17 protein-coding genes are annotated in these 19619 nt (G+C 54.3%); 4 read left to right on the top strand and 13 right to left on the bottom strand.

What is annotated here, in order from left to right; all coding sequences use genetic code 11:
* Positions 1-4 precede the first annotated feature (4 nt).
* The 10 genes from UTM25_RS03885 to UTM25_RS03840 form a co-directional block, all read right to left on the bottom strand.
* On the bottom strand, positions 5-841 hold the full coding sequence (locus UTM25_RS03885) for a DUF4123 domain-containing protein (protein WP_320714317.1): 837 nt from the start codon (positions 839-841) through the stop codon (positions 5-7).
* 9 nt (positions 842-850) lie between these two features.
* Positions 851-3223 carry a type VI secretion system tip protein VgrG gene (locus UTM25_RS03880; RefSeq protein ID WP_320714316.1) on the bottom strand — a complete coding sequence of 791 codons (2373 nt, stop codon included), beginning with the start codon at positions 3221-3223 and terminating at the stop codon, positions 851-853.
* A complete protein-coding gene (tssH, locus tag UTM25_RS03875) occupies positions 3220-5874 on the bottom strand; it encodes a type VI secretion system ATPase TssH (protein WP_320714315.1) in 2655 nt (884 codons plus the stop codon). The genes UTM25_RS03880 and tssH overlap by 4 nt, the downstream gene beginning before the upstream one ends.
* 158 nt (positions 5875-6032) lie before the next feature.
* Positions 6033-6524, bottom strand: coding sequence for a type VI secretion system effector Hcp (hcp, locus tag UTM25_RS03870; RefSeq protein ID WP_023325816.1), 492 nt, complete (start codon positions 6522-6524; stop codon positions 6033-6035).
* Positions 6525-6529: 5 nt separating this feature from the next.
* Positions 6530-8236: an OmpA family protein gene (locus UTM25_RS03865; protein ID WP_320714314.1), complete on the bottom strand. Its 1707-nt coding sequence runs from the start codon at positions 8234-8236 to the stop codon at positions 6530-6532.
* The gene (gene tssL, locus UTM25_RS03860; RefSeq protein ID WP_320714312.1) at positions 8233-8922 is read right to left on the bottom strand and encodes a type VI secretion system protein TssL, short form; all 690 of its coding nucleotides are present in this window, start codon (positions 8920-8922) and stop codon (positions 8233-8235) included. Before tssL ends, UTM25_RS03865 begins: the two co-directional genes overlap by 4 nt.
* On the bottom strand, positions 8919-10262 hold the full coding sequence (gene tssK / locus UTM25_RS03855) for a type VI secretion system baseplate subunit TssK (protein ID WP_320714414.1): 1344 nt from the start codon (positions 10260-10262) through the stop codon (positions 8919-8921). The genes tssL and tssK overlap by 4 nt, the downstream gene beginning before the upstream one ends.
* Positions 10263-10276: 14 nt before the next feature.
* The gene (tssC, locus tag UTM25_RS03850; RefSeq protein ID WP_320714310.1) at positions 10277-11821 is read right to left on the bottom strand and encodes a type VI secretion system contractile sheath large subunit; all 1545 of its coding nucleotides are present in this window, start codon (positions 11819-11821) and stop codon (positions 10277-10279) included.
* Between the two features lie 35 nt (positions 11822-11856).
* On the bottom strand, positions 11857-12351 hold the full coding sequence (tssB, locus tag UTM25_RS03845) for a type VI secretion system contractile sheath small subunit (RefSeq protein ID WP_194400325.1): 495 nt from the start codon (positions 12349-12351) through the stop codon (positions 11857-11859).
* A 411-nt stretch (positions 12352-12762) separates the two neighbouring features.
* Positions 12763-13056, bottom strand: a complete 294-nt coding sequence (locus UTM25_RS03840; protein WP_194400323.1) for a hypothetical protein — start codon at positions 13054-13056, stop codon at positions 12763-12765.
* Positions 13057-13083: 27 nt separating this feature from the next.
* Between UTM25_RS03840 and lpxP the strand changes: the two genes are divergently transcribed.
* Together lpxP and ypdK are read left to right on the top strand one after the other, a co-directional pair.
* Positions 13084-14052: a kdo(2)-lipid IV(A) palmitoleoyltransferase gene (gene lpxP, locus UTM25_RS03835; protein ID WP_206689086.1), complete on the top strand. Its 969-nt coding sequence runs from the start codon at positions 13084-13086 to the stop codon at positions 14050-14052.
* Positions 14053-14410: 358 nt separating this feature from the next.
* Positions 14411-14482 carry a membrane protein YpdK gene (ypdK, locus tag UTM25_RS22580; RefSeq protein WP_126330041.1) on the top strand — a complete coding sequence of 24 codons (72 nt, stop codon included), beginning with the start codon at positions 14411-14413 and terminating at the stop codon, positions 14480-14482.
* 52 nt (positions 14483-14534) lie between these two features.
* Here the strand turns inward: ypdK and alaC are convergent, their stop codons facing one another.
* Positions 14535-15773: an alanine transaminase gene (alaC, locus tag UTM25_RS03830; protein WP_194400321.1), complete on the bottom strand. Its 1239-nt coding sequence runs from the start codon at positions 15771-15773 to the stop codon at positions 14535-14537.
* A gap of 18 nt (positions 15774-15791) precedes the next feature.
* Positions 15792-16040 carry a hypothetical protein gene (locus UTM25_RS03825; protein WP_194400319.1) on the bottom strand — a complete coding sequence of 83 codons (249 nt, stop codon included), beginning with the start codon at positions 16038-16040 and terminating at the stop codon, positions 15792-15794.
* 119 nt (positions 16041-16159) lie between these two features.
* Here UTM25_RS03825 and UTM25_RS03820 point away from each other — a divergent pair, with 119 nt between their 5' ends.
* Positions 16160-17866 (top strand): sensor histidine kinase, encoded by a 1707-nt coding sequence (locus tag UTM25_RS03820; RefSeq protein ID WP_126787090.1) that lies wholly within the window; start codon positions 16160-16162, stop codon positions 17864-17866.
* A gap of 3 nt (positions 17867-17869) precedes the next feature.
* Entirely contained in the window at positions 17870-18595 is a 726-nt protein-coding gene (locus UTM25_RS03815) for a LytR/AlgR family response regulator transcription factor (RefSeq protein WP_023308712.1), read from the top strand.
* Positions 18596-18630: 35 nt separating this feature from the next.
* Here the strand turns inward: UTM25_RS03815 and glk are convergent, their stop codons facing one another.
* Entirely contained in the window at positions 18631-19596 is a 966-nt protein-coding gene (gene glk, locus UTM25_RS03810; protein ID WP_028013981.1) for a glucokinase, read from the bottom strand.
* Between the last annotated feature and the right edge of the window lie 23 nt (positions 19597-19619).

The following is a 19619-nucleotide window of genomic DNA, read 5'->3' as shown; positions in this document are numbered from 1 at the left end:
CGGATCAACGCTGTGTCATCATTTTCCAGCGTTCTTCATCCCAGAGGCGGGTTTCATCATGGAAAAAATCTGGCGCATTTCTGGCCTGGTGCAGAAGGGCTGAAAACTTGGGGGATAACCAGAATGCATCCCGAAGCCTGAGGCCATGAAATGCAAACGAGATCAGGTCTTCTTCCGTCGGTAATCCCAGCTCCATTGCCTTCTGCAGTAATGCATCAATTCGCTGGCTGACCCGTTCTCGCTGAACGACATCGCCATGAAGAGGGAGTCTGCCAAGCACCTCATTTATCAGTCCACAACGCTGCAGTTGCTGTCGGGGGAAAATCCTTGATTCGCTGGGTTTCTGGGTATCTGCAGAAGGCAAGGTCACACTATGCCATTGACCTTCAAGCCAAAAAGTCCAGTGACTCACTATGTGCGAAGGAAAAGTTTGGGCAAACATCCCGGGTGACAGCATCCAGCACAGGTGAAAGAAAACCCGCGGATCGTAATAGCGAAGAATATGCCCCTGATGATTTTCATCAGTAAAATAGAGCGACCTGATAAGCTGATTGCGGATTTCTGTCGGTGTTTGTTCGCTGCGTAACAACACGCAGGATACTGGCATCGTACTGGGAGAGTCAGCCTGGCCCAGCTCTTCCATCAATACTTTCCACTCTCCTGCACTCATCTCCTTTAAGGGTAAAAGCCAGGGGTAAAGATGAGCCTGCGGTTTAAACATGGGTGACACCAGTTCAAGTACAGGCCATGTACCATTGATATCGGGGTGCTGCATTCTGTCTATAATGGCAAAATCGTGCTCACCGGGAGCCATTGGTTGTTCCAGATAATAGTTACTCATCACCTTCCCTCAAGTGAGTGGCAATGTGGCATCACCCTTAGCCAGAGCTTCGGATGCCGCATTTTCACAGGCGGTAAATTTAGGGAATGGTGCATCCATTGTCGCCGGCCCGTCATAATCAAAATCAGCGCTCTTAATGTAATAATTTCCGCCCGTACCATTTTCAATTTTTGCCGGGTCGATAGTGATGTACGAACCGCCACACTTAAGCGTTATTTTTTTCTTCGCGCTAATAATGATTTCGTCATCGGTACTCATTACAGTCAGGGCTTTGCAGGCAAGAATATCCATCCCATCGCTTTGCGCCTGCATTTCCACCTTCCCTTTGGCTGCGACCAGTTTCATCCCAAGCTCCTGAACAAATGCAACAAATCCAGTTTTGGCCGCAAGTACCATGCGTTTTAACGCACTGATTTCTGTGCTGCCACCAGAGGTCAGCATCTGATTGTGATTTGCACTAAGCTGAATATGCTGCGGCGTGGACAGGGCAATACCACCGGGAGCACCCGCGACAATGACAGGCTGCTGTAACTGATCCACATTCTGTTGCAAAAACTGCTGTTGTGTACTGTTATCCAGCCCTTCAATTTGCGCTGTCTGCAACAGATCGGACAGAGAATTCGCCAGCGAGAGAGCATCAGACAGTTGTTGTTTAATTTCATCCATGCTCAGTTGCTGGTCAATTGCCTTAGGCTGAGCCTGAGTCGTCAGCAGTAATCCTTTTCCACCACGAACAGCCACCCAGTCATCAGTCCGTAGCTCTGCACCCTCCCCGCGCCTCTGCTTCTCCGCATCCACTAAATGTCCGAGATTCAGCTGGCTCTTGCCGCCGTACTCCGTGCTGACCTTGATATGCTCTTTCCCGCGCTCGTCATCGAGGCGGATTTTGTTGTTCGCAGGTGTGCGGAGAACGTTACGTTTGTAGTTGCGGATGGTGACGTGGTCGCCGTGGGCTGAATCGTGCAGCACGCCGGCAATGTACGGCCTGTCCGGGTTACCGTCCTCGAAGCCAATCGCCACTTCGGTGCCCGCCAGCAGCGGCAGGTGCAGACCATAAGCATCCCCGGCATACGGGCGGGACTGGCGCACCCACAGGCTCTCAAACCCTGTTTCCCAGTTATCACGGTCAAACAGCATGTTGACGCGATAGCGGCCGTCTTTATCAATGTGGCCGTAGGTGTCATTCTCGGTGGTGCTCGTGACGCGGGCCGGCAATGTACCGGCCATCACCGGGCGTGAGCCAGGTTCAGGACGGAAACTAATATCAGTGCTGTCCGGGATGCCGTCGAAGTTGACGCCAAAGTCTTCATCACGGCGCGCATGGCTGTGCATCGCCGTGACGACCACGCCCTGAGCAAACACGTCTGCCACTTCGTACCCGCCGGCGACTTTCAGCACCTGACCCGGAGAGAGGGTCGGGCAGCTGGTGATGGCATGCGTCTGCGTCTGGCCATTCAGATAACGCTCATGACGAATGCGGGCAAAAAAGGCCCCGGACTCCGGGGCCGGATTGCGGTCATGGGGATTCCCCGCCGTCAGGTAGTTATCTCCCCAGTGGTAAGCCTCCCCACAGGTGGTGGCATCCCCGCGGGTCGCATCGACCTGGGTGTTCATGTCATCCGTGGCCTGACGGTAGTTGTAATCACGGGTGCTGACCTGCTTCTGCACCACGTTATGATGGCTCTCCATACCCCAGACCGAGTCTACCCCTTCCGAATACTGTCCTGATGGCGGAACCGAGGGCAGCGTCAGGCCTTTTTCATACCCCTGTTGACCGTCATAAAACTCCACCACGTCGATGTTCAGGCGCGTATCAGTGGTAAAGCGGAACCAGATACCGACCTCACCCAGCAGGCGGGTAATAAAGTGCAGGTCATCCTCGCCGTACTGCATCACCTGTTCACGACGCGGGTACTCTTTTGAGAGTGAGAACAGAAAATCCTGACCGCGCATGTTGTGACGCTCGCGCAGAATTTTTTCAACGATTTGTGGGACCGACATGTCCTGATAAATGGCGTTCTGGTGCGAACGATCGAGCAGCGCCAGGCGCGGCTGCAGCGTCAGGGCATAATGGGTTTCATCTTTTGAGGTGTTGAGACGTTCAAAGCCGCTCACCACCCCCTGAAGGGTTCGCACGGCCTGCTGCATCTTGATGCCGTAACCCTGGTCAACCGGGGCCTGCAGCGTCAGGGAGGCTGCTTTCATCAGCATCATTTCTTTGCTGATGGCATGGTCAGCGCTGGTGAATTCAATACGGTAACTGAACGGCGTGCTCAGGGCTTCATCGCCTTCAAACGCCAGTACATCGAGCTCTGCGTCACATCCCTTCACTGCCAACTGGTGATGGTTGTGGCTGAATCTGATCGGGGGATTGTTGCTCATGCGTGCACTCCTTGTGTACGGTCAAACTCCAGCCCGATACCCTCTTCCTCACTCCAGCTAAGGCATAGCGACTGTGGTTTCTGTTTCGCAGCCATGTGGGTCAGCAGCTGTTGACTCAGCACCGGCAGAATTTGTTGATTGAGCAGACTGTCGACGTTGCGTGCGCCGGTGTCCGGCAGCAGGCAGGCGGCAGTGAGTGCGTCATACAGGCTCTCATCAATCTGCGTGGTCAGGCCGTAGTGACGATGTAAGCGCTTGCTGACCTGCGACAGTTTCATTTCCACGATAGTACGCATCGCCGCTTCCGCCAGCGGGCGGTAAATCACGGTCTGGAAACGGGCCAGCAGTGCCGGCTGGAAGTGGTCGCGTAAAATCGGGCGCAGCAGTTCCTGCAGGTCGCCTTCGGTGGCGTCCGGCTGTTCGTCCAGCAGCTGCATCAGGTGGTCGCTGCCGAGGTTCGAGGTCATCAGGATAACGGTGTTACGGAAGTCAATTTCACGCCCTTCGCCATCGCGCATAAAGCCGCGGTCGAAGACCTGATAGAACAGGTTCATCACGTCGCGGTGCGCCTTTTCCACTTCATCGAGCAGCACCACGCTGTACGGGCGCTTGCGCACGGCTTCGGTGAGAATGCCGCCCTGACCGTAGCCGACGTAGCCCGGCGGGGAACCTTTCAGCTGCGACACAGTGTGCGGCTCCTGGTACTCAGACAGGTTGATGGTGATGAGTGACTTCTCGCCGCCGTACAGCACGTCCGCCAGCGCCAGCGCGGTTTCGGTCTTGCCGACACCGCTCGGGCCAACCAGCAGGAACACGCCCTGTGGGCCGTTCTCTGACGTCAGCCCGGTCTTCGCCGCGCGCAGGCGCTGGGCGATAGCCTCAAGGGAAACATCCTGACCGACGACACGCTGGCCGATTTCATTTTCCAGCGTCAGCAGCTCAGTCTGTTCGTCTTTCATCAGGGATGAGAGCGGCACGCCGGTCCAGTCGGCAATCACGTTGGCAACGGTGCGGACATCCACATCCAGGGAGAGCAGCGGGTTGCTGCGCTGCATCTCGTTAAGCTCCTGTTGCAGCCTGTGAGTCTCACTCTGGCGTGATATATCCTGACGGCTTTCGCGTAGCTGCTCGGTGAGTTTCATCTCCTGACCGTACTGGGTTTCCAGTTCGTCGAGTGTGACTATCTGACGCACCTCTTCCTGCTCAATCTCGCTCAAACGTTCGGCATGACACTGATTGCCAATGGCGATATCTTCCAGTAACGCCTGCTTCTCCATGTCGAGCGCAGCTATACTCGCGCGAAGGCGGGTTAGCTGTTCCGGTACCGTATCGAGACTCATACGCACGCGAGCGGCAGCGGTGTCCAGCAGATCGACCGCTTTATCAGGAAGCTGACGTCCGGTCAGATAACGACGCGAAAGAGTAACTGCCGCACGAACCGCATCGTCGGTGATATGCACATTGTGGTGTTCGGCATAGCGGGATTTCAGGCCACGGAGCATCAGGCAGGCAGTGTCATCGTCAGGCTCATCCACTTTTACCATCTGGAAACGGCGCTCCAGCGCGGCGTCACGCTCGAAGTATTGTTTGTATTCAGACCAGGTGGTGGCCGCAATAGTACGCAGTTCGCCACGCGCCAGCGCCGGTTTCAGCAGGTTGGCCGCGTCTGCACCACCCGCCTGATTACCTGCGCCAATGATGGTATGCGCTTCATCAATAAAAAGCAGAACAGGTACAGGCGATTGCTGCACCGCGTCGATGACGTTTTTCAGACGCTGTTCGAACTCACCTTTCACGCCCGCGCCAGCCTGCAGCAGACCCAGGTCAAGGGTGCGTAGGGTAACCGTTTTGAGGGATTCCGGCACATTACCCTCGGCTATACGCAACGCCAGACCTTCAACCAGTGCAGTTTTCCCCACGCCCGGCTCGCCGACCAGGATCGGATTGTTTTTACGGCGGCGGGAAAGGATGTCCACCATCTGGCGAATTTCTGTGTCGCGGCCAAACACAGGATCGATCTTCCCTTCCTTCGCTTTGGCAGTGACATCGAGGGTGAATTTATCCAGCGCGTTCTGCAGCGCAGGGCTCAGTTCCCCCTCTTTCATTTCCACACCAGCCGGACGCTCGACAAATCCCATCTCACCACCGTGGCTCTGCATCAGTTCAGCTTCGCGCTGCATTTCCAGACGTTCATCCGATTGCGCATCCAGCAAAGGCCGCAGGCGCTCCAGCTGGCTTTGAGCAAGCGTTAACAACGGCCAAAGACCGTCACAACGTGCCAGTTTTGGTTTTTCCACCAGGGCCATCAGCAGATGGACGCTGCGAATGTGCTCTTCGCTGTTAAGGGAGGCAATCATCCAGGCTTCCTGCATCAGCGTCTGAATGGCATCAGACAGCTGGGGGCGATGGCGTACGGAGCGAGGTTGTCTGTCGAGCCAGCCAAGCAAATCCTGCCAGATGCCATCCATATCCCATTCATAGCGACGCGCCAACACCGTCAGGTCACCTTCCCCCTGCTCCAGCAGTTTTAGCAGCCAGTGCTCCGGCAAAATTTCCGCATGGGCGCGGGTCTGGCAGAGCGACGCCGCTCCTTCCATCGCACGGGCACAGTAAGGGTTCAGACGACGTAACAGGATGGCTGGATTTTCCATGAGATTTTCTCTTTGTCGGTTCCTGGACACGCTACCGCCCCTCGCTGTTCACCAAAGCGCATAAGGTCAGGCAGGCAGATTGTTTTTTCTTTGCTGAGTGCCCGCATCTCAGGCACTCAGCAAAAAACTGCGGACAGGAAAACCTGCCCGCATCAGGATTACGCCGTGGCGCGTTCGTTCCAGGAATCGGAATGAATGATGTTGCCGTCTTTGTAGGTCCAGGTGATTTTTTCGTAACGCAGTTCAACGCGTTCAAGGTGGTTGTGCTTCTCTTTCGAAGGATCCTTGATGTCATACATTTCAGGATTCACTTTCACTACCTTCACGTTTTCCAGTTTGGTGTTGAAGTACTCCACTTCCTGGCCCGCGTCGTTGATTTTGTACCACTTGAACTCAGCGGATTTCAGGGTCTGACCGGTGGTCACCGCCTTGTACAGGTACGGACTGGAGGAATCGATTTCCTTCGTGAACAGGAACGGCGTGTGGATGCGGGTGCCGGTCAGCTTGCCGGTGTTGTTGTCGGTCGGGATGTACAGGTTATGCTCCTGTGCAACCACTTCGATGCTGCCTTCACGATCCTGAACGTCCACAGACCCTTTAATGTCCGCGCCGCCGTCGTCCTTCAGCCAAAGATAAACAGGAATTGCCATGTTAATTACTCCGTTTTATTTTCTAAGACGCCATCATCCTGCGATGACGCTTTGGGATTGCCCGGTATCTGGCAGGCACTAGCCTGCGGTACCAGACTGATTTCGACACGGCGGTTAAGCGCACGCCCTTCCGGGGTGTCGTTGGTTGCGACAGGGCGGCTTTCGCCATAGCCCTGCACCGCAAAACAGCTTTCCGGCACGTCTCCGGTATCACGCATCCAGCTGCGCACCGCTTCGGCACGTTTCAGAGACAACGTCTGGTTTAGTTGCGGATTGCCGGTGTTATCGGTATGGCCGGACACGACAATCAGCCAGCCCGGTTTCGCCTTCACGCCGACCAGAGAATTCACCAGCATTTTGGTGGAGCCGGCTTTAAGCGCAGATTTGCCCGAATCGAAAAGCGACATGCTGTCGAGCCTCACAATTTTCGGCACCGGTTTTGGGGTTGGCTGCGGTTTAGGAGGCGGCGGCACATACGAGCGGATCGCTTCCAGAAGGGGCATCCGTAGACGTTCCCCCTGATAAAGCCCCAGACCCAGTCGGGCCGGTACGCCGTTACGTGCATAGTCATCCAGCAGCGCCGCATTCTCACGAAGGGCCGCTACGGCGCTAGCCTTCGGGCCGTAGTCATCCATGGAGAGGCTGTCATAACGGGCTATATCGAAGCTCACGCGATGCAACAGCTGGCGATTGTTCCAGCCACTGCTGAGCAGCGCGGCGATGGCCGCCAGGGTGAAAAGACCAAGGGCACAGCGCCAGGTGCGGGCACGGGGAGTGAGTCCACTTCCCTCCGGTAGCAGCGGCAGGATGAAATCCGGTAAGGGTGAGATCACCGTACTGTCCGTCCCTACCGGTTGCCAGCCAGCCACCTGCTGCATGGCAGTATGACGCGATAACCACGCCGTCCAGGCTGAAGATGCAAGGCTTCCGGCAAGAATCGGCCCCATTCCCCACAGCTGCGCTGCAGGTGCAATGGTCGGAACATCAGGATTATCATCGATGAATACCGCCTGGACATGCTGATGGAACCAGCTCATCAGGCTGTTCATCAGCACCTGCTGCTCCATCACAGGCGCACCGCCAGTTGAGACCCACGCGGCAATTGAACAAGGCGCATTCGACTCACGCCAGACAGTCCACCCTTCACCCGGAATAGCAGCCTGCCAGAGCATGTCATCCGTCATCGCGCTGCCGATCTGACCATTCAAAATCAATGGCACAGAATGTCCCGTTTCTTTACGCAGCTGGCTGATTTGCCAGCGCAGAGCCAGCAGACGACTTGTCAGGGCTTCGCTGTCGACGTGTTTCTGCGGGCAGACACTGACCATCACCGACAGCTGACGCCCCCAGTCCGGGCGCTGCCACAGAATCTGACGGGCTAGCTGCTCCAGATCCTGATGTTCCTCAACGCGGATCCAGCATCCCTGCGTGACGATGAGTACTGATGACTGCTGCGGCCAGGTCAGCGGCAGATCGCCACAAACCAGCACCACGGGCTGACGGTAAGTGGCTTCAGGAAGGTCATCCAGAAGCAGGGTGACGTCATGCTCCGCACGAGGTTTGGTGATATACCAGAACACAAAGATAACCCCGAGCATAGCCAGCAGAACGAGCACTGAAGCCAGCCGGGATACCGGCAGAAAAGCCAGACAGACCACTGCACTCAGCAGGGCTGCCCACAGCGCAAGACCGCGCTGTTGTGCAGGACTCATTTTATGGCTCCCAGCAGCAGGGTCAGCAGCATCTGATCGAGCCAACGATCCAGTCCCCACCAGAGCGCGGCAAGAACAATCACGCTTAGTCCAATACGTGCAGGCCATGATGCGAGCCATCCGCCCATTCCCCACCCGGCACGGCTTTCTGCCAGAACAGGGTGGGTCTGCGGATAGCTGAACGGCGCGACATGTTCACTGAGTGCGCTGACCAGCTTCTGGCGTTCAGGATCGTTCAGCGCGCGATAGCCCCCCAGGAATCCAAGCATCATTACCCGCTGGAAGCAGGTCAGTACGGCAATGTCTGGTGCTGGTTCGCGCAGCACATCGCGCATCCTGTCACACAGGGTGTCACCAGCGTCCATCGTGCCGAGGAAGTGTCCCTGCAGGGGAATGTCATACCACTGCACACAGGCGTCATCCTCCACACCTCGTCCTTTGACCGCCTCGTCAAGCAATGCACATTGTGCAGTGAGGATATGCTCACAGCTGGCTTCGTTGAGTTCACTCGCTTTCAGTTCGCGCTGAACGCGCTCCACGTCAGCGATACAGCGCTCCCACAAAATCCGACCTTCACCTTCCTGAAACTGCGGTCCATGGCGAAGGCTAATGACCTGCAGCCAGGTATCCTGCAGCAGTGCGTCAATATCAATAGATACGGCAGCGCCGTGTTTACGTTCACTCATGTTCTCAGCACCGCAAAGAGTTCAAGTTCAGGTTCGCCCAGCATGCCCGGGACGTAAAACATACACGTCCCACTCTGGAGCATCTCAGTCGCCAGAGGATGGGAGAGATCGAGACTGAAATACTGATTTTCCAGGCGCAGCGGAATGGCGGCTGGTACATGGCGCAATGGCATCAACGGCACGCCCACGCGGGAAGAGTTGACGATCCCCCGCACATGGTCAGGACTGCCCACCTTACACTGACGCGGGAACTGTTCCTGCAGTTGCGCTACCGGGATCGGCGAGCGAACAGAGAGATAGTAATCAGCCCCTTCGCGCAGACGCGGGTCATGCAGTCGAGCCTGCCAGAAGTGCAGCCGTGGGTCATAGTCGAGAGACAGGGCCACCACGCGGGACGGTAAGCTGGCTTCAAGCAGATCGCCAAGCAAATCAAACAGCGGTGGAAACACCGTATTGAGTTGCTCGTGGTGCCAGATCGGTATAGCGCTCACCTGATGTTCCAGAGAGAAGGTCAGCAGGCTCCCTGCCAGTCGAGAAAGTTCCGGATAAAGCCGCTCCGGCGGGCTTTGTAGGTTCCGCTGGAACTGGCCAAGCACGGGCTCAGCGCTGTTCAGCGCGTTGAGCAGCCAGAACAGTGATACATCGGCCACGGCGAAGTCTGCCATGCGTTCATTGCTTTCACGCCGCATCGCCATCAGACGGCACAGACGGGCCCGCAGTTGAGTCATGAGTTGTTCAAGCTGGGTAACCAGCCAACGGCTGCCCTGGAGAGTCAACAGTGGAGGAAGAAACGTCTCGTCTAATTGCCATGTACCCTGCGAGTCTTGCTGCAGTCGGGCGACCGGACAAATCAGGTAATCGCTGTTGTTCTGATGCGCAAAACGCAGGGTCAGTTCGGGCTGCATTACGGCAATCTGGCGGGTGTCATCTCCATAGGCATTGCGGACATCCCGCCAGTGCTGGCGATAACGCACAGGGCGCTCGGCCACTTCATCAGGTTTAAGGCAGTTGCCGCCATTTGCCCGCAGTAGCGGAAGCGCCAGAACCACCACAACTTCATGTGATTCGCCCTCAAGCGCCAGCACCGGCGGCAGGGAGTCGGCATTATCCGTGTCGATAAGCGTGCCGTCGGGGAAACGGATGTGCAGATGGCGGGCCTGCAGGCGGCCCAGCTTCAGTGCATCCGGTTCGAAAGCGACATTTATCACGCCCCAGGGCTGTGATAACCCCATCCGAGCAATACATTCTGCAGACCAGGCCGCATACGCGACCTGTTGCTGAAAATGCTGGGGAGAGACCATAATGCCCCTGCCCCATAACGGTTGTTCCGTTTTCATCAGCTTCCTGCCTGTTTTTACGATTTGGCTTTCGGCATTTGGGAAACCAGCGACAGGTTAACGTCCATGCCTTCCACCTGGAAATGCGGCACGGCGTAAAGCTTCACGCGGAAGAAGCCCGGATTGTCTTCGATATCTTCCACTACCACCTTCGCGTCGCGCAGCGGGTGAGAAGCCTGCAACTCGTCGCCCGGATCGGTCATTTCGGTAACCAGACTGCGGACCCACGTGTTCAGCTCCAGTTCAAGTAGTCGGCGGTCCTTCGTGGTACCGATGTTCTCGCGCTGAATCAGCTTCAGGTAGTGGGCGATACGCGACAGCAGGAAGATGTACGGAAGACGGGCGTTGATGCGGCTGTTCGCCGTCGCATCAGCGGTGTCATACAGCGCCGGTTTCTGAGTGGAGTTGGCTGAGAAGAAGCACGCGTAGTCGCGGTTTTTATAGTAGGACAAAGGAATGAAGCCCAGATTCGCGAATTCGAATTCGCGGGTTTCGGGAATCATCACTTCGCTCGGGATTTTTACCTGATTGCCGGTACCGAGATCGTACAGATGAATAGGCAGGTCCTGAACCGCACCACCAGCCTGCGGGCCGCGGATTTGTACACACCAGCCATTATTGATGAAACTACGCACCATGTTTGACGCGAAGGCAAACGATGCATTGGTCCACAGGTATTTGTCGTGATCCGGACCTTTGACTTCTTCGACATAGTTGAAGCTGCGAACCGGTACGGTGTCCGGACCATACGGTAAACGTCCCAATACGCGCGGCATGACCAGGCCGATGTAGCGGGCGTCGTCAGTATCGCGGAACGATTTCCACTTGATGTACTCTGCGCGGTCAAAATAGTTACCAATATCTTTAATCGCAGCAACGTCTTCCATTGACTCCTTGAGGAAGAATTTCGGGCCTGCAGAGCCGATAAACGGCATATGTGCAGCAGCGGATACTTTGGAGATGTTGCGAAGCAGAGCGACATCCTGCGCTGAAGCATCAAACTCATAAGCGGAAATCAGTGCCGCAATCGGCTCGCCGCCTGGAGTATCATATTCATCAATGTAGGTGTGTTTATACAGACCACTCTGGATGATTTCCGGGCTGTCTTCAAAGTCCTGGCGCAGATCTTCTTTGGACATACTCAGAAGCTCAATTTTCACGTTCTGGCGAAAATCTGTTTTATCAATCAGTGATTTCACCCCACGCCACAGGCTTTCGACCGCCTGAAACTCGTCGTGGTGCATAACCGCGTCCAGCTGGCGGCTGATCTGGTAATCGAGCTCCGCGATGTGATGATCGATCAGGCTTTTATCCAGTTTTTCGACCTTCGCGCCTGCCTTGGTCAGGCATTCCAGAAAGACCTGCATACCTGCGGTCAAACGCTCGTCAGCGGTCGCATCCGACATCGCCTGCGCATCTTGCCAGATATCCAGCGCGCTCAGCTCAGAGACAGGGTTCAGATTGATTTTCTCAAACAGGGAGGCGTAAACCCCACCCGCAGCAGGACGTTCCAGCACCACGCTTTCACTCCCGGCAATATTATTTTGTACAGACATGAGCATTCCTTGATTAATCCGTTAAAACAGCGTGATGGTTACTATTTTCTTGATGCAAGTGCGGATAGTTCATTTCGCAGTTCAGCACTAAGGGACTGGTCCAGAAGGATTTTTTCCAGCTCTTTTCGGAAAGTCTGGTTATCCAGCAAATTGGCCTTCAGATCGCGGAGCAAATTGCGCATCGCCAGCATCGCCTTCAGCTGCGGTATCTGAGCAGCCACCTGCTCTGGCGTAAAATCTTTCATACCCTGGAAAGTCAGCTGAACATTTTCCTCACCACCATCATCAGAGAGCGTATTTTTAACGGTTAGATTAAGTTTTGGGGAGTATTCAGAAAGAACACTGTCGAAATTATTTTTCGTGATGTTAACCTTCTCACGCTCAGATATTTGAGCAGACTCTTTCCCATTGCTGAAATCACCCGCAACCAGTAATTTCAGCGGTAATTCCATTTTCTTGCTTGCCCCGCCCGTATGCAGATCAAGCTTCAGGTTAATACGTGCCTTAGGCACCTCATTCTGAAAACTATCAGCCATCTCATCATCCCTCTTTGTTTTTGCTACGCCAAATTCAAGGTATCGTTCTTGATGCGCAATATTAGAATAATGATCGACACAAAATCAAATACACAGATCTTTTATCCGCAATGAGAAACTTCTTAAGAATTTTCCACCAATATATTATTGCAAATTATCCACTCACCTCAGGGAAAGACACTGCTTTTTTCACGCAAAGTGAATATTTGTACCGTAAGAAGGATCGTAACCTGAGAGATGCTAATAAAACCATCTTGTTTTGACTTGCATCACAACATGATATTAAAAAAAGATGAAGGAACGGAAACAGGTTATTGCAAGCAGATAAAGGACAGAGGCTAATGAATTAAGAAGAGTGACGAATTGATTGATGACATGAATAATAAATAAGAATTTTCACAAAGAAAATTCTTATTTATTATTCGAAGGAAAACAAAATGTAGATGCGGGTCCGAAAATAAACACTGATGCTCTTTTGTCGGCCCACTCCTCCTTGCGCAAAGACTTCAGTTCTCCTCTCAGGCATGAAAGCTGCTCTCCTTTCTGGAGTTTATACAGTGTAAAATCAAACACCTCCCGGATCGCCGCTTTTTTAATCAAAAACGAGTAATAGCACATATCGTATAACGGTGCTACATTACTCCGCCCACCTAACGTCAGCAGTGGCCAGGCAACGCCGTAAAGATCGGTAAAGCCTGCAACCATGACCTTGTCCAACGGTCTAATTGGCACATGGTATCGCTTTATGCGTTACTTTCACCGGCTTTACATAGGTTCACTATTTTGTCTCAATCCCAATTCAAACGTGCGTTTTTACACCCGCGTTACTGGTTTACATGGTTTGGCCTTGGCGTACTCTGGCTGCTGGTTCAACTTCCGTACCCTGTCCTGCGCTTGCTGGGGTCGAAACTGGGCAGCGCTTCCCGCGTTTTCCTGAAACGTCGCGAATCCATCGCGCGTAAAAATATTGAGCTTTGTTTCCCGCAGTACAATGCCGAAGAGCGTGAGAAACTCATCGCTGAAAACTTCAAGTCTATCGGCATGGCGCTGCTTGAAACCGGCATGGCCTGGTTCTGGCCGGATGAGCGTGTCCGCAAATGGTTTGACGTTGAAGGGCTGGATAACCTTAAACGCGCGCAGATGCAAAAACGCGGCGTGATGGTCGTCGGCGTTCACTTTATGTCGCTGGAGCTGGGCGGTCGCGTGATGGGGCTTTGCCAGCCAATGATGGCAACCTACAGACCGCACAACAGTGCGCTTATGGAATGGGTGCAGACGCGAGGCCGCATGCGCTCCAATAAGGCGATGATCAGCCGTAATAACCTGCGCGGTATGGTCGGTGCTCTCAAGAAAGGAGAGGCCGTCTGGTTTGCCCCCGATCAGGATTATGGACGTAAAGGCAGCAGCTTTGCGCCTTTCTTTGCGGTGAAAGACGTTGCGACGACTAACGGCACCTTTGTCATTTCGCGTCTGTCTGGTGCCTCCATGCTGACCGTGACGATGGTGAGAAAAGCAGATAAGTCAGGTTATCGTCTGCACATCTCCCCTGAAATGGCTAACTATCCGGAAAACGAATGCGAAGCCGCAGCGTTTATCAATAAAGTTATCGAAACTGAAATCATGCGTGCCCCAGAGCAGTATCTGTGGATGCATCGTCGTTTTAAAACCCGCCCTATTGGCGAAGCCTCGCTCTATATTTAAGCCTTTCATTAAGGTTAGTTTCGCTAAGAAACTAACCTTTTCAATCACCTGTCATCCCGTTAAGAAATCGTCTTTCATTGCGTCGCCCAAAGTGAATTTATTGCGAAGTGAAATCAAACTGTCGCCGTTCCACGACACTCGTAAGTGACGGAAATTATTTAAAAAAATCCCTCTTGTCACCCCTCATTTTTAAGCGTACATTAGCGCCGTCTGGCAACAGGAAAGCACAGAATTCTGAGCTGGAGTTGACGGCGTAACGGGAAAATTCTCATTTCCGTTTTGACCGGATTTCAGTTCTCTATACTCAGGTGGACTCTGTTTTTAAATGCGTACCACAAGATACGCGGAGCGATGAAACGTGAAATATTTCTTTATGGGCATGTCGGTGATTGTTTTAGTCTGGGCCGGAACCTTTGCCCTGATGATCTAGTGAAGAACATGCTGTCAAAAAAACAGGAGCCATCGGCTCCTGTTTTTTTATGTCATGACGATGCGGGATGTTCAGCGACGCCCTTTGAGGTCAGAAGACCGTCGGCCCGGAACATACTCTTGATGCCCCTCACCGCCTGACGAATACGGTCGCTGTTTTCAATCAGGGCAAATCGCACATGGGTGTCGCCATAATCACCGAATCCAATGCCCGGTGACACACACACCTTCGCATCCTGAAGCAGTTTTTTGGCAAACTCCAGCGAACCCATCGCCGCGTACGGCTCCGGAATTTTCGCCCAGACATACATGGATGCCTTCGGCATTTCGACCATCCAGCCTGCTTCATGCAAGCCTTTTACCAGCACGTCGCGACGGCGCTTATACTGAGCGGCAATCTCGTGAACGCACTGCTGATCGCCCTCCAGGGCAGCAATAGCCGCGACCTGCAGCGGCGTGAAGGTGCCGTAATCGTGATAACTCTTAATGCGCGCCAGGGCACTCACCAGCGTCTTGTTACCCACCATAAAGCCAATACGCCAGCCCGCCATGTTGTAGCTTTTCGACAACGTAAAGAACTCTACCGCCACGTCACGCGCGCCAGGGACCTGCATAATCGACGGAGCCTTCCAGCCGTCATAGACGATGTCCGCATAGGCTAAATCGTGAACCACCAGCACGTCATAACGCTTGGCCAGCGCGACAACTTTCTCGAAGAAATCAAGCTCCACGCACTGGGCCGTTGGGTTCGACGGGAAGCCGAGGATCATCATCTTGGGTTTCGGATAGCTTTCGCGAATCGCACGTTCCAGTTCGCTAAAGAAATCGACACCTTCCACCAGCGGCACAGAACGGACCTGCGCCCCGGCAATCACCGCGCCGTAGATATGGATCGGGTAGCTTGGATTAGGCACCAGCACCGTATCGCCATGATCCAGCGTGGCCAGCATCAGGTGTGCCAGCCCCTCTTTCGAGCCGATGGTGACAATCGCTTCACTTTCCGGATCGATATCAACCTGATAGCGATCCTGATACCAGCGCGAGATCGCGCGACGTAACCTGGGAATACCGCGAGAGGTTGAGTAGCCGTGCGTATCCGGGCGCTGGGCAACCGTGCAGAGCTTCTCAACGATATGCGGCGGCGTTGGGCCGTCAGGGTTACCCATGCTGAAATCAATGATATCTTCGCCGCGACGACGCGCAGCCATCTTCAGTTCAGCGGTGATGTTGAAAACATAAGGGGGGAGACGATCGATACGCGTAAAACGGCGTTCAGGACTGAATTCAGCCATAGATTCCTCAGATTAACGTTAGCGCCCGGACCGTCCGAGCGACGCTGCCACCGATGTGGCATGTTTAGAAAATAACCTGAAAAAAATCATGCTGTCGAGAGGGAAATGAAAAAAAAGCGATCGTCTGAAAACCGGATCCCGGCTGCGCCTAAAAGCGGAAGCTTCTGTTTCGGAATCGGCTTTCTGGTAGCTGTTATTTAACAGGATGATATCAAACCAGTTACCTGATGATGCGCCGTTAAGAAAAAAACAGGTCGCATCGGTCACCGCCAGATAATCCCCTTTACAAATTATGGCTTTTCCTCATTTGATAAACCCGACGGATAGCTGGTCAATACGCGCCAGGTTTTTTATCATGGTTCTTTCCCGTTTTCCCAGGTCTACTCGTGCACGAAATATTCACTATGCTGCTGGCGGTTTTTGACCGTGCGGCATTAATGCTGATTTGCCTGTTCTTCCTCATACGCATTCGCCTGTTTCGCGAGCTGTTGCACAAATCAGCACACTCGCCAAAAGAGCTGCTGGCCGTTACCGCCATCTTTTCGCTGTTTGCCCTGTTCAGCACCTGGTCAGGCGTGCCGGTAGAGGGTTCGCTGGTTAACGTGCGCATTATCGCCGTCATGTCCGGCGGGATTTTGTTTGGTCCGTGGGTGGGCGTCATCACCGGCCTGATTGCCGGGACGCACCGCTACCTGATTGATATCGGTGGCGTAACGGCGGTGCCGTGCTTTATCACCAGCATTATCGCCGGGGTGCTTTCCGGCTGGATCAGCCGCAAAATACCGAAAAAACAGCGCTGGCGCGCCGGGATCGTCGCCGGCATGGTGTGCGAAACGCTGACCATGATCCTTGTCGTCGTCTGGGCCCCCACCACCGCGCTGGGGCTGGATATCGTTTCGAAAATCGGTATTCCGATGATCCTGGGCAGCGTGTGCATCGGCTTTATCGTGCTGCTGGTGCAAAGCGTTGAAGGGGAAAAAGAGGCCAGTGCCGCCCGTCAGGCCAAGCTGGCGCTGGATATCGCTAACAAAACGCTGCCGCTCTTCCGCCACGTTAACGCGGAATCGTTGCGTCAGGTCTGCGAAATTATCCGCCACGACATCCACGCTGACGCCGTCGCCATCACCAATATTGACCACGTGCTGGCCTACGTTGGCGTCGGGGAGCACAACTATCGCGACAACGATGACACCATAAGCCCGACCACCAGACAGGCGATTAACTACGGTAAAATCATTATTAAAAACAATGATGAAGCCCACCGAACGCCGGAAATTCACTCGATGCTGGTCATCCCGCTGTGGGAGAAAGGCGTCGTGACGGGCACGCTGAAAATTTATTACTGTCACGCGCATCAGATCACCTCGACGCTGCAGGAGATGGCCATCGGCCTGTCACAGATTATCTCCACCCAGCTTGAGGTTTCGCGGGCGGAACAGCTGCGCGAGATGGCAAATAAGGCAGAACTGCGCGCGCTGCAGAGTAAAATTAATCCCCATTTCCTGTTTAACGCGCTGAACGCTATCTCCTCGTCCATTCGCCTTAATCCGGACACCGCGCGCCAGCTGATTTTTAACCTGTCGCGCTATCTGCGCTACAACATCGAGCTGAAAGATGACGAGCAGATCGACATCAAAAAAGAGCTTTATCAGATCAAGGACTACATCGCGATTGAGCAGGCGCGCTTTGGCGATAAGCTCACGGTCATTTACGATATTGATGAAGAGGTCAACTGCGTGATCCCGAGCCTGCTTATCCAGCCGCTGGTTGAAAACGCGATTGTTCACGGTATTCAGCCCTGTAAAGGCAAAGGCGTCGTCACCATCAGCGTCACCGAAAGCGGCAACCGGGTGCGGATTGCCGTGCGCGATACCGGCCACGGGATTGATCCAAAAGTCATTGAGCGCGTGGAGTCTAACGAGATGCCGGGGAATAAAATCGGTCTGCTGAACGTGCACCACCGGGTCAAGCTGCTTTACGGCGACGGGCTGCATATTCAACGTCTTGAGCCGGGTACCGAAATTGCTTTTTACGTCCCGAATGAGCGCTTGCGCGCGCATACGACGACATCACTGTTGCCCCAGGTGGAGTAACCCATGAAAGTTATCATCGTAGAAGATGAATTCCTGGCTCAGCAGGAGCTCACCTGGCTTATCAAAACCCACAGCCAGATGGAGATTGTGGGTACGTTTGATGATGGTCTGGACGTGCTGAAATTTTTGCAGCATAACCGGGTCGATGCGATTTTCCTGGATATCAATATCCCGTCGCTGGATGGCGTGTTGCTCGCGCAAAACATCAATCAGTTTGCCCATAAGCCGTTTATTGTGTTCGTTACCGCCTGGAAAGAGCACGCCGTAGAGGCCTTCGAGCTGGAGGCGTTTGATTATATTCTTAAGCCTTATCAGGAGTCGCGGATTGTCAGCATGCTGCAAAAGCTGGAGGCCGCCTGGCAGCAGCAAACCGCCCCCGCCAGCCCGACGGTACGCGAAAACGACACCATAAATCTGGTCAAAGACGAGCGCATCATCGTGACCCCGGTCAACGATATCTACTACGCCGAAGCGCACGAAAAGATGACGTTTGTCTATACCCGGCGGGAATCGTACGTGATGGCGATGAACATTACCGAATTCTGCAGCAAGCTCCCGGCTGCCCACTTTTTCCGCTGCCACCGGTCGTTTTGCGTGAATTTAAATAAGATCCGCGAGATCGAACCGTGGTTTAACAACACCTACATTTTGCGTCTGAAAGATCTGGATTTTCAGGTGCCGGTAAGCCGCAGCAAGGTGAAAGAGTTTCGTCAGCTGATGCACCTGTAAAGAAAAGGCCCTCTCCCGCGGGAGAGGGCTCTGCGTCAGAGGATTTGGCCGAGAACCTGACGCAGATGGGCCCCGGAACCCAGCAGACCAGGGTTATCATGCACGATCAGATAAACCGGAATGTCCTGCACGTAGCTTCTGAAGCGCCCTTTATCTTCAAACCCGCCGCGGAAGCCCGAGGCTTTAAAGAAGTCGAGGAAGCGCGGTACGATCCCGCCCGCGATATAGACCCCACCGAAGGTGCCCAGCGTCAGCGCCAGGTTGCCGCCGAAACGTCCCATGATCACGCAGAACAGCGACAGGGCACGACGGCAGTCAATGCAGCTGTCCGCCAGCGCGCGTTCGGTGACGTCTTTCGGCTGCAGGTTTTCCGGCAGACGACCGTCTGATTTCACAATCGCCCGATACAGGTTCACCAGCCCCGGACCTGAAAGGACGCGCTCGGCGGAGACATGGCCGATCTCAGCGCGTAATTCTTCGAGGATAATGCCCTCTTCTTCGCTGTTTGGCGCAAAGTCCACGTGACCACCTTCACCCGGCAGGCTCACCCAGCGTTGAGCAACATGCACCAGATGTGAAACGCCCAGACCGGTACCGGCTCCGTAAACCGCAATCGGCTTACCCTCGACTGGTTCAGCGCCGCCAAACTGGATCAGATGCTCTGGTTTCAGCATCGGGATCGCCATGGACACCGCGGTGAAGTCATTGATGATTTCAAGATGCGCAAAGCCGAGGTTTTTTTTCATCTCGGCGATGGAGAATGCCCAGGTATGGTTGGTCATGGCGACCCAGTCGCCGGTTATCGGGCAGGCTATCGCGATGCAGCCGTCTTCAACGCTAACCTGATGCTCTTCCAGATAGACGCGGACAACGGCTTCAAGGCTTGGATAATCCAGCCCGGAATAGGTTTTCGCCCGGGAAATCTCACCGCTACTAACATCGCACAATGCGAGGCGCGCGTTCGTGCCGCCCACATCACCTACCAACGCATACTTTGTCATTCTTCTACTGCTCCGCTAAAGTC

Origin of the sequence: Enterobacter sp. 61D5 (assembly GCF_034107965.1) — a bacterium.
In the GTDB taxonomy this organism is placed as follows: domain Bacteria; phylum Pseudomonadota; class Gammaproteobacteria; order Enterobacterales; family Enterobacteriaceae; genus Enterobacter; species Enterobacter cloacae_M.
This window is presented reverse-complemented; position numbering and strand designations above follow the sequence as displayed.

Bases quoted from the DNA above. Each gene is read 5' to 3' on its own strand.
- UTM25_RS03885 (WP_320714317.1), bottom strand. From the start codon at position 841: ATGAGTAACTATTATCTGGAACAACCAATGGCTCCCGGTGAGCACGAT.
- UTM25_RS03880 (WP_320714316.1), bottom strand. From the start codon at position 3,223: ATGAGCAACAATCCCCCGATCAGATTCAGCCACAACCATCACCAGTTG.
- tssH (WP_320714315.1), bottom strand. From the start codon at position 5,874: ATGGAAAATCCAGCCATCCTGTTACGTCGTCTGAACCCTTACTGTGCC.
- hcp (WP_023325816.1), bottom strand. From the start codon at position 6,524: ATGGCAATTCCTGTTTATCTTTGGCTGAAGGACGACGGCGGCGCGGAC.
- UTM25_RS03865 (WP_320714314.1), bottom strand. From the start codon at position 8,236: ATGAGTCCTGCACAACAGCGCGGTCTTGCGCTGTGGGCAGCCCTGCTG.
- tssL (WP_320714312.1), bottom strand. From the start codon at position 8,922: ATGAGTGAACGTAAACACGGCGCTGCCGTATCTATTGATATTGACGCA.
- tssC (WP_320714310.1), bottom strand. From the start codon at position 11,821: ATGCTCATGTCTGTACAAAATAATATTGCCGGGAGTGAAAGCGTGGTG.
- tssB (WP_194400325.1), bottom strand. From the start codon at position 12,351: ATGGCTGATAGTTTTCAGAATGAGGTGCCTAAGGCACGTATTAACCTG.
- UTM25_RS03840 (WP_194400323.1), bottom strand. From the start codon at position 13,056: ATGGTTGCAGGCTTTACCGATCTTTACGGCGTTGCCTGGCCACTGCTG.
- lpxP (WP_206689086.1), top strand. From the start codon at position 13,084: ATGGTATCGCTTTATGCGTTACTTTCACCGGCTTTACATAGGTTCACT.
- alaC (WP_194400321.1), bottom strand. From the start codon at position 15,773: ATGGCTGAATTCAGTCCTGAACGCCGTTTTACGCGTATCGATCGTCTC.
- UTM25_RS03815 (WP_023308712.1), top strand. From the start codon at position 17,870: ATGAAAGTTATCATCGTAGAAGATGAATTCCTGGCTCAGCAGGAGCTC.
- glk (WP_028013981.1), bottom strand. From the start codon at position 19,596: ATGACAAAGTATGCGTTGGTAGGTGATGTGGGCGGCACGAACGCGCGC.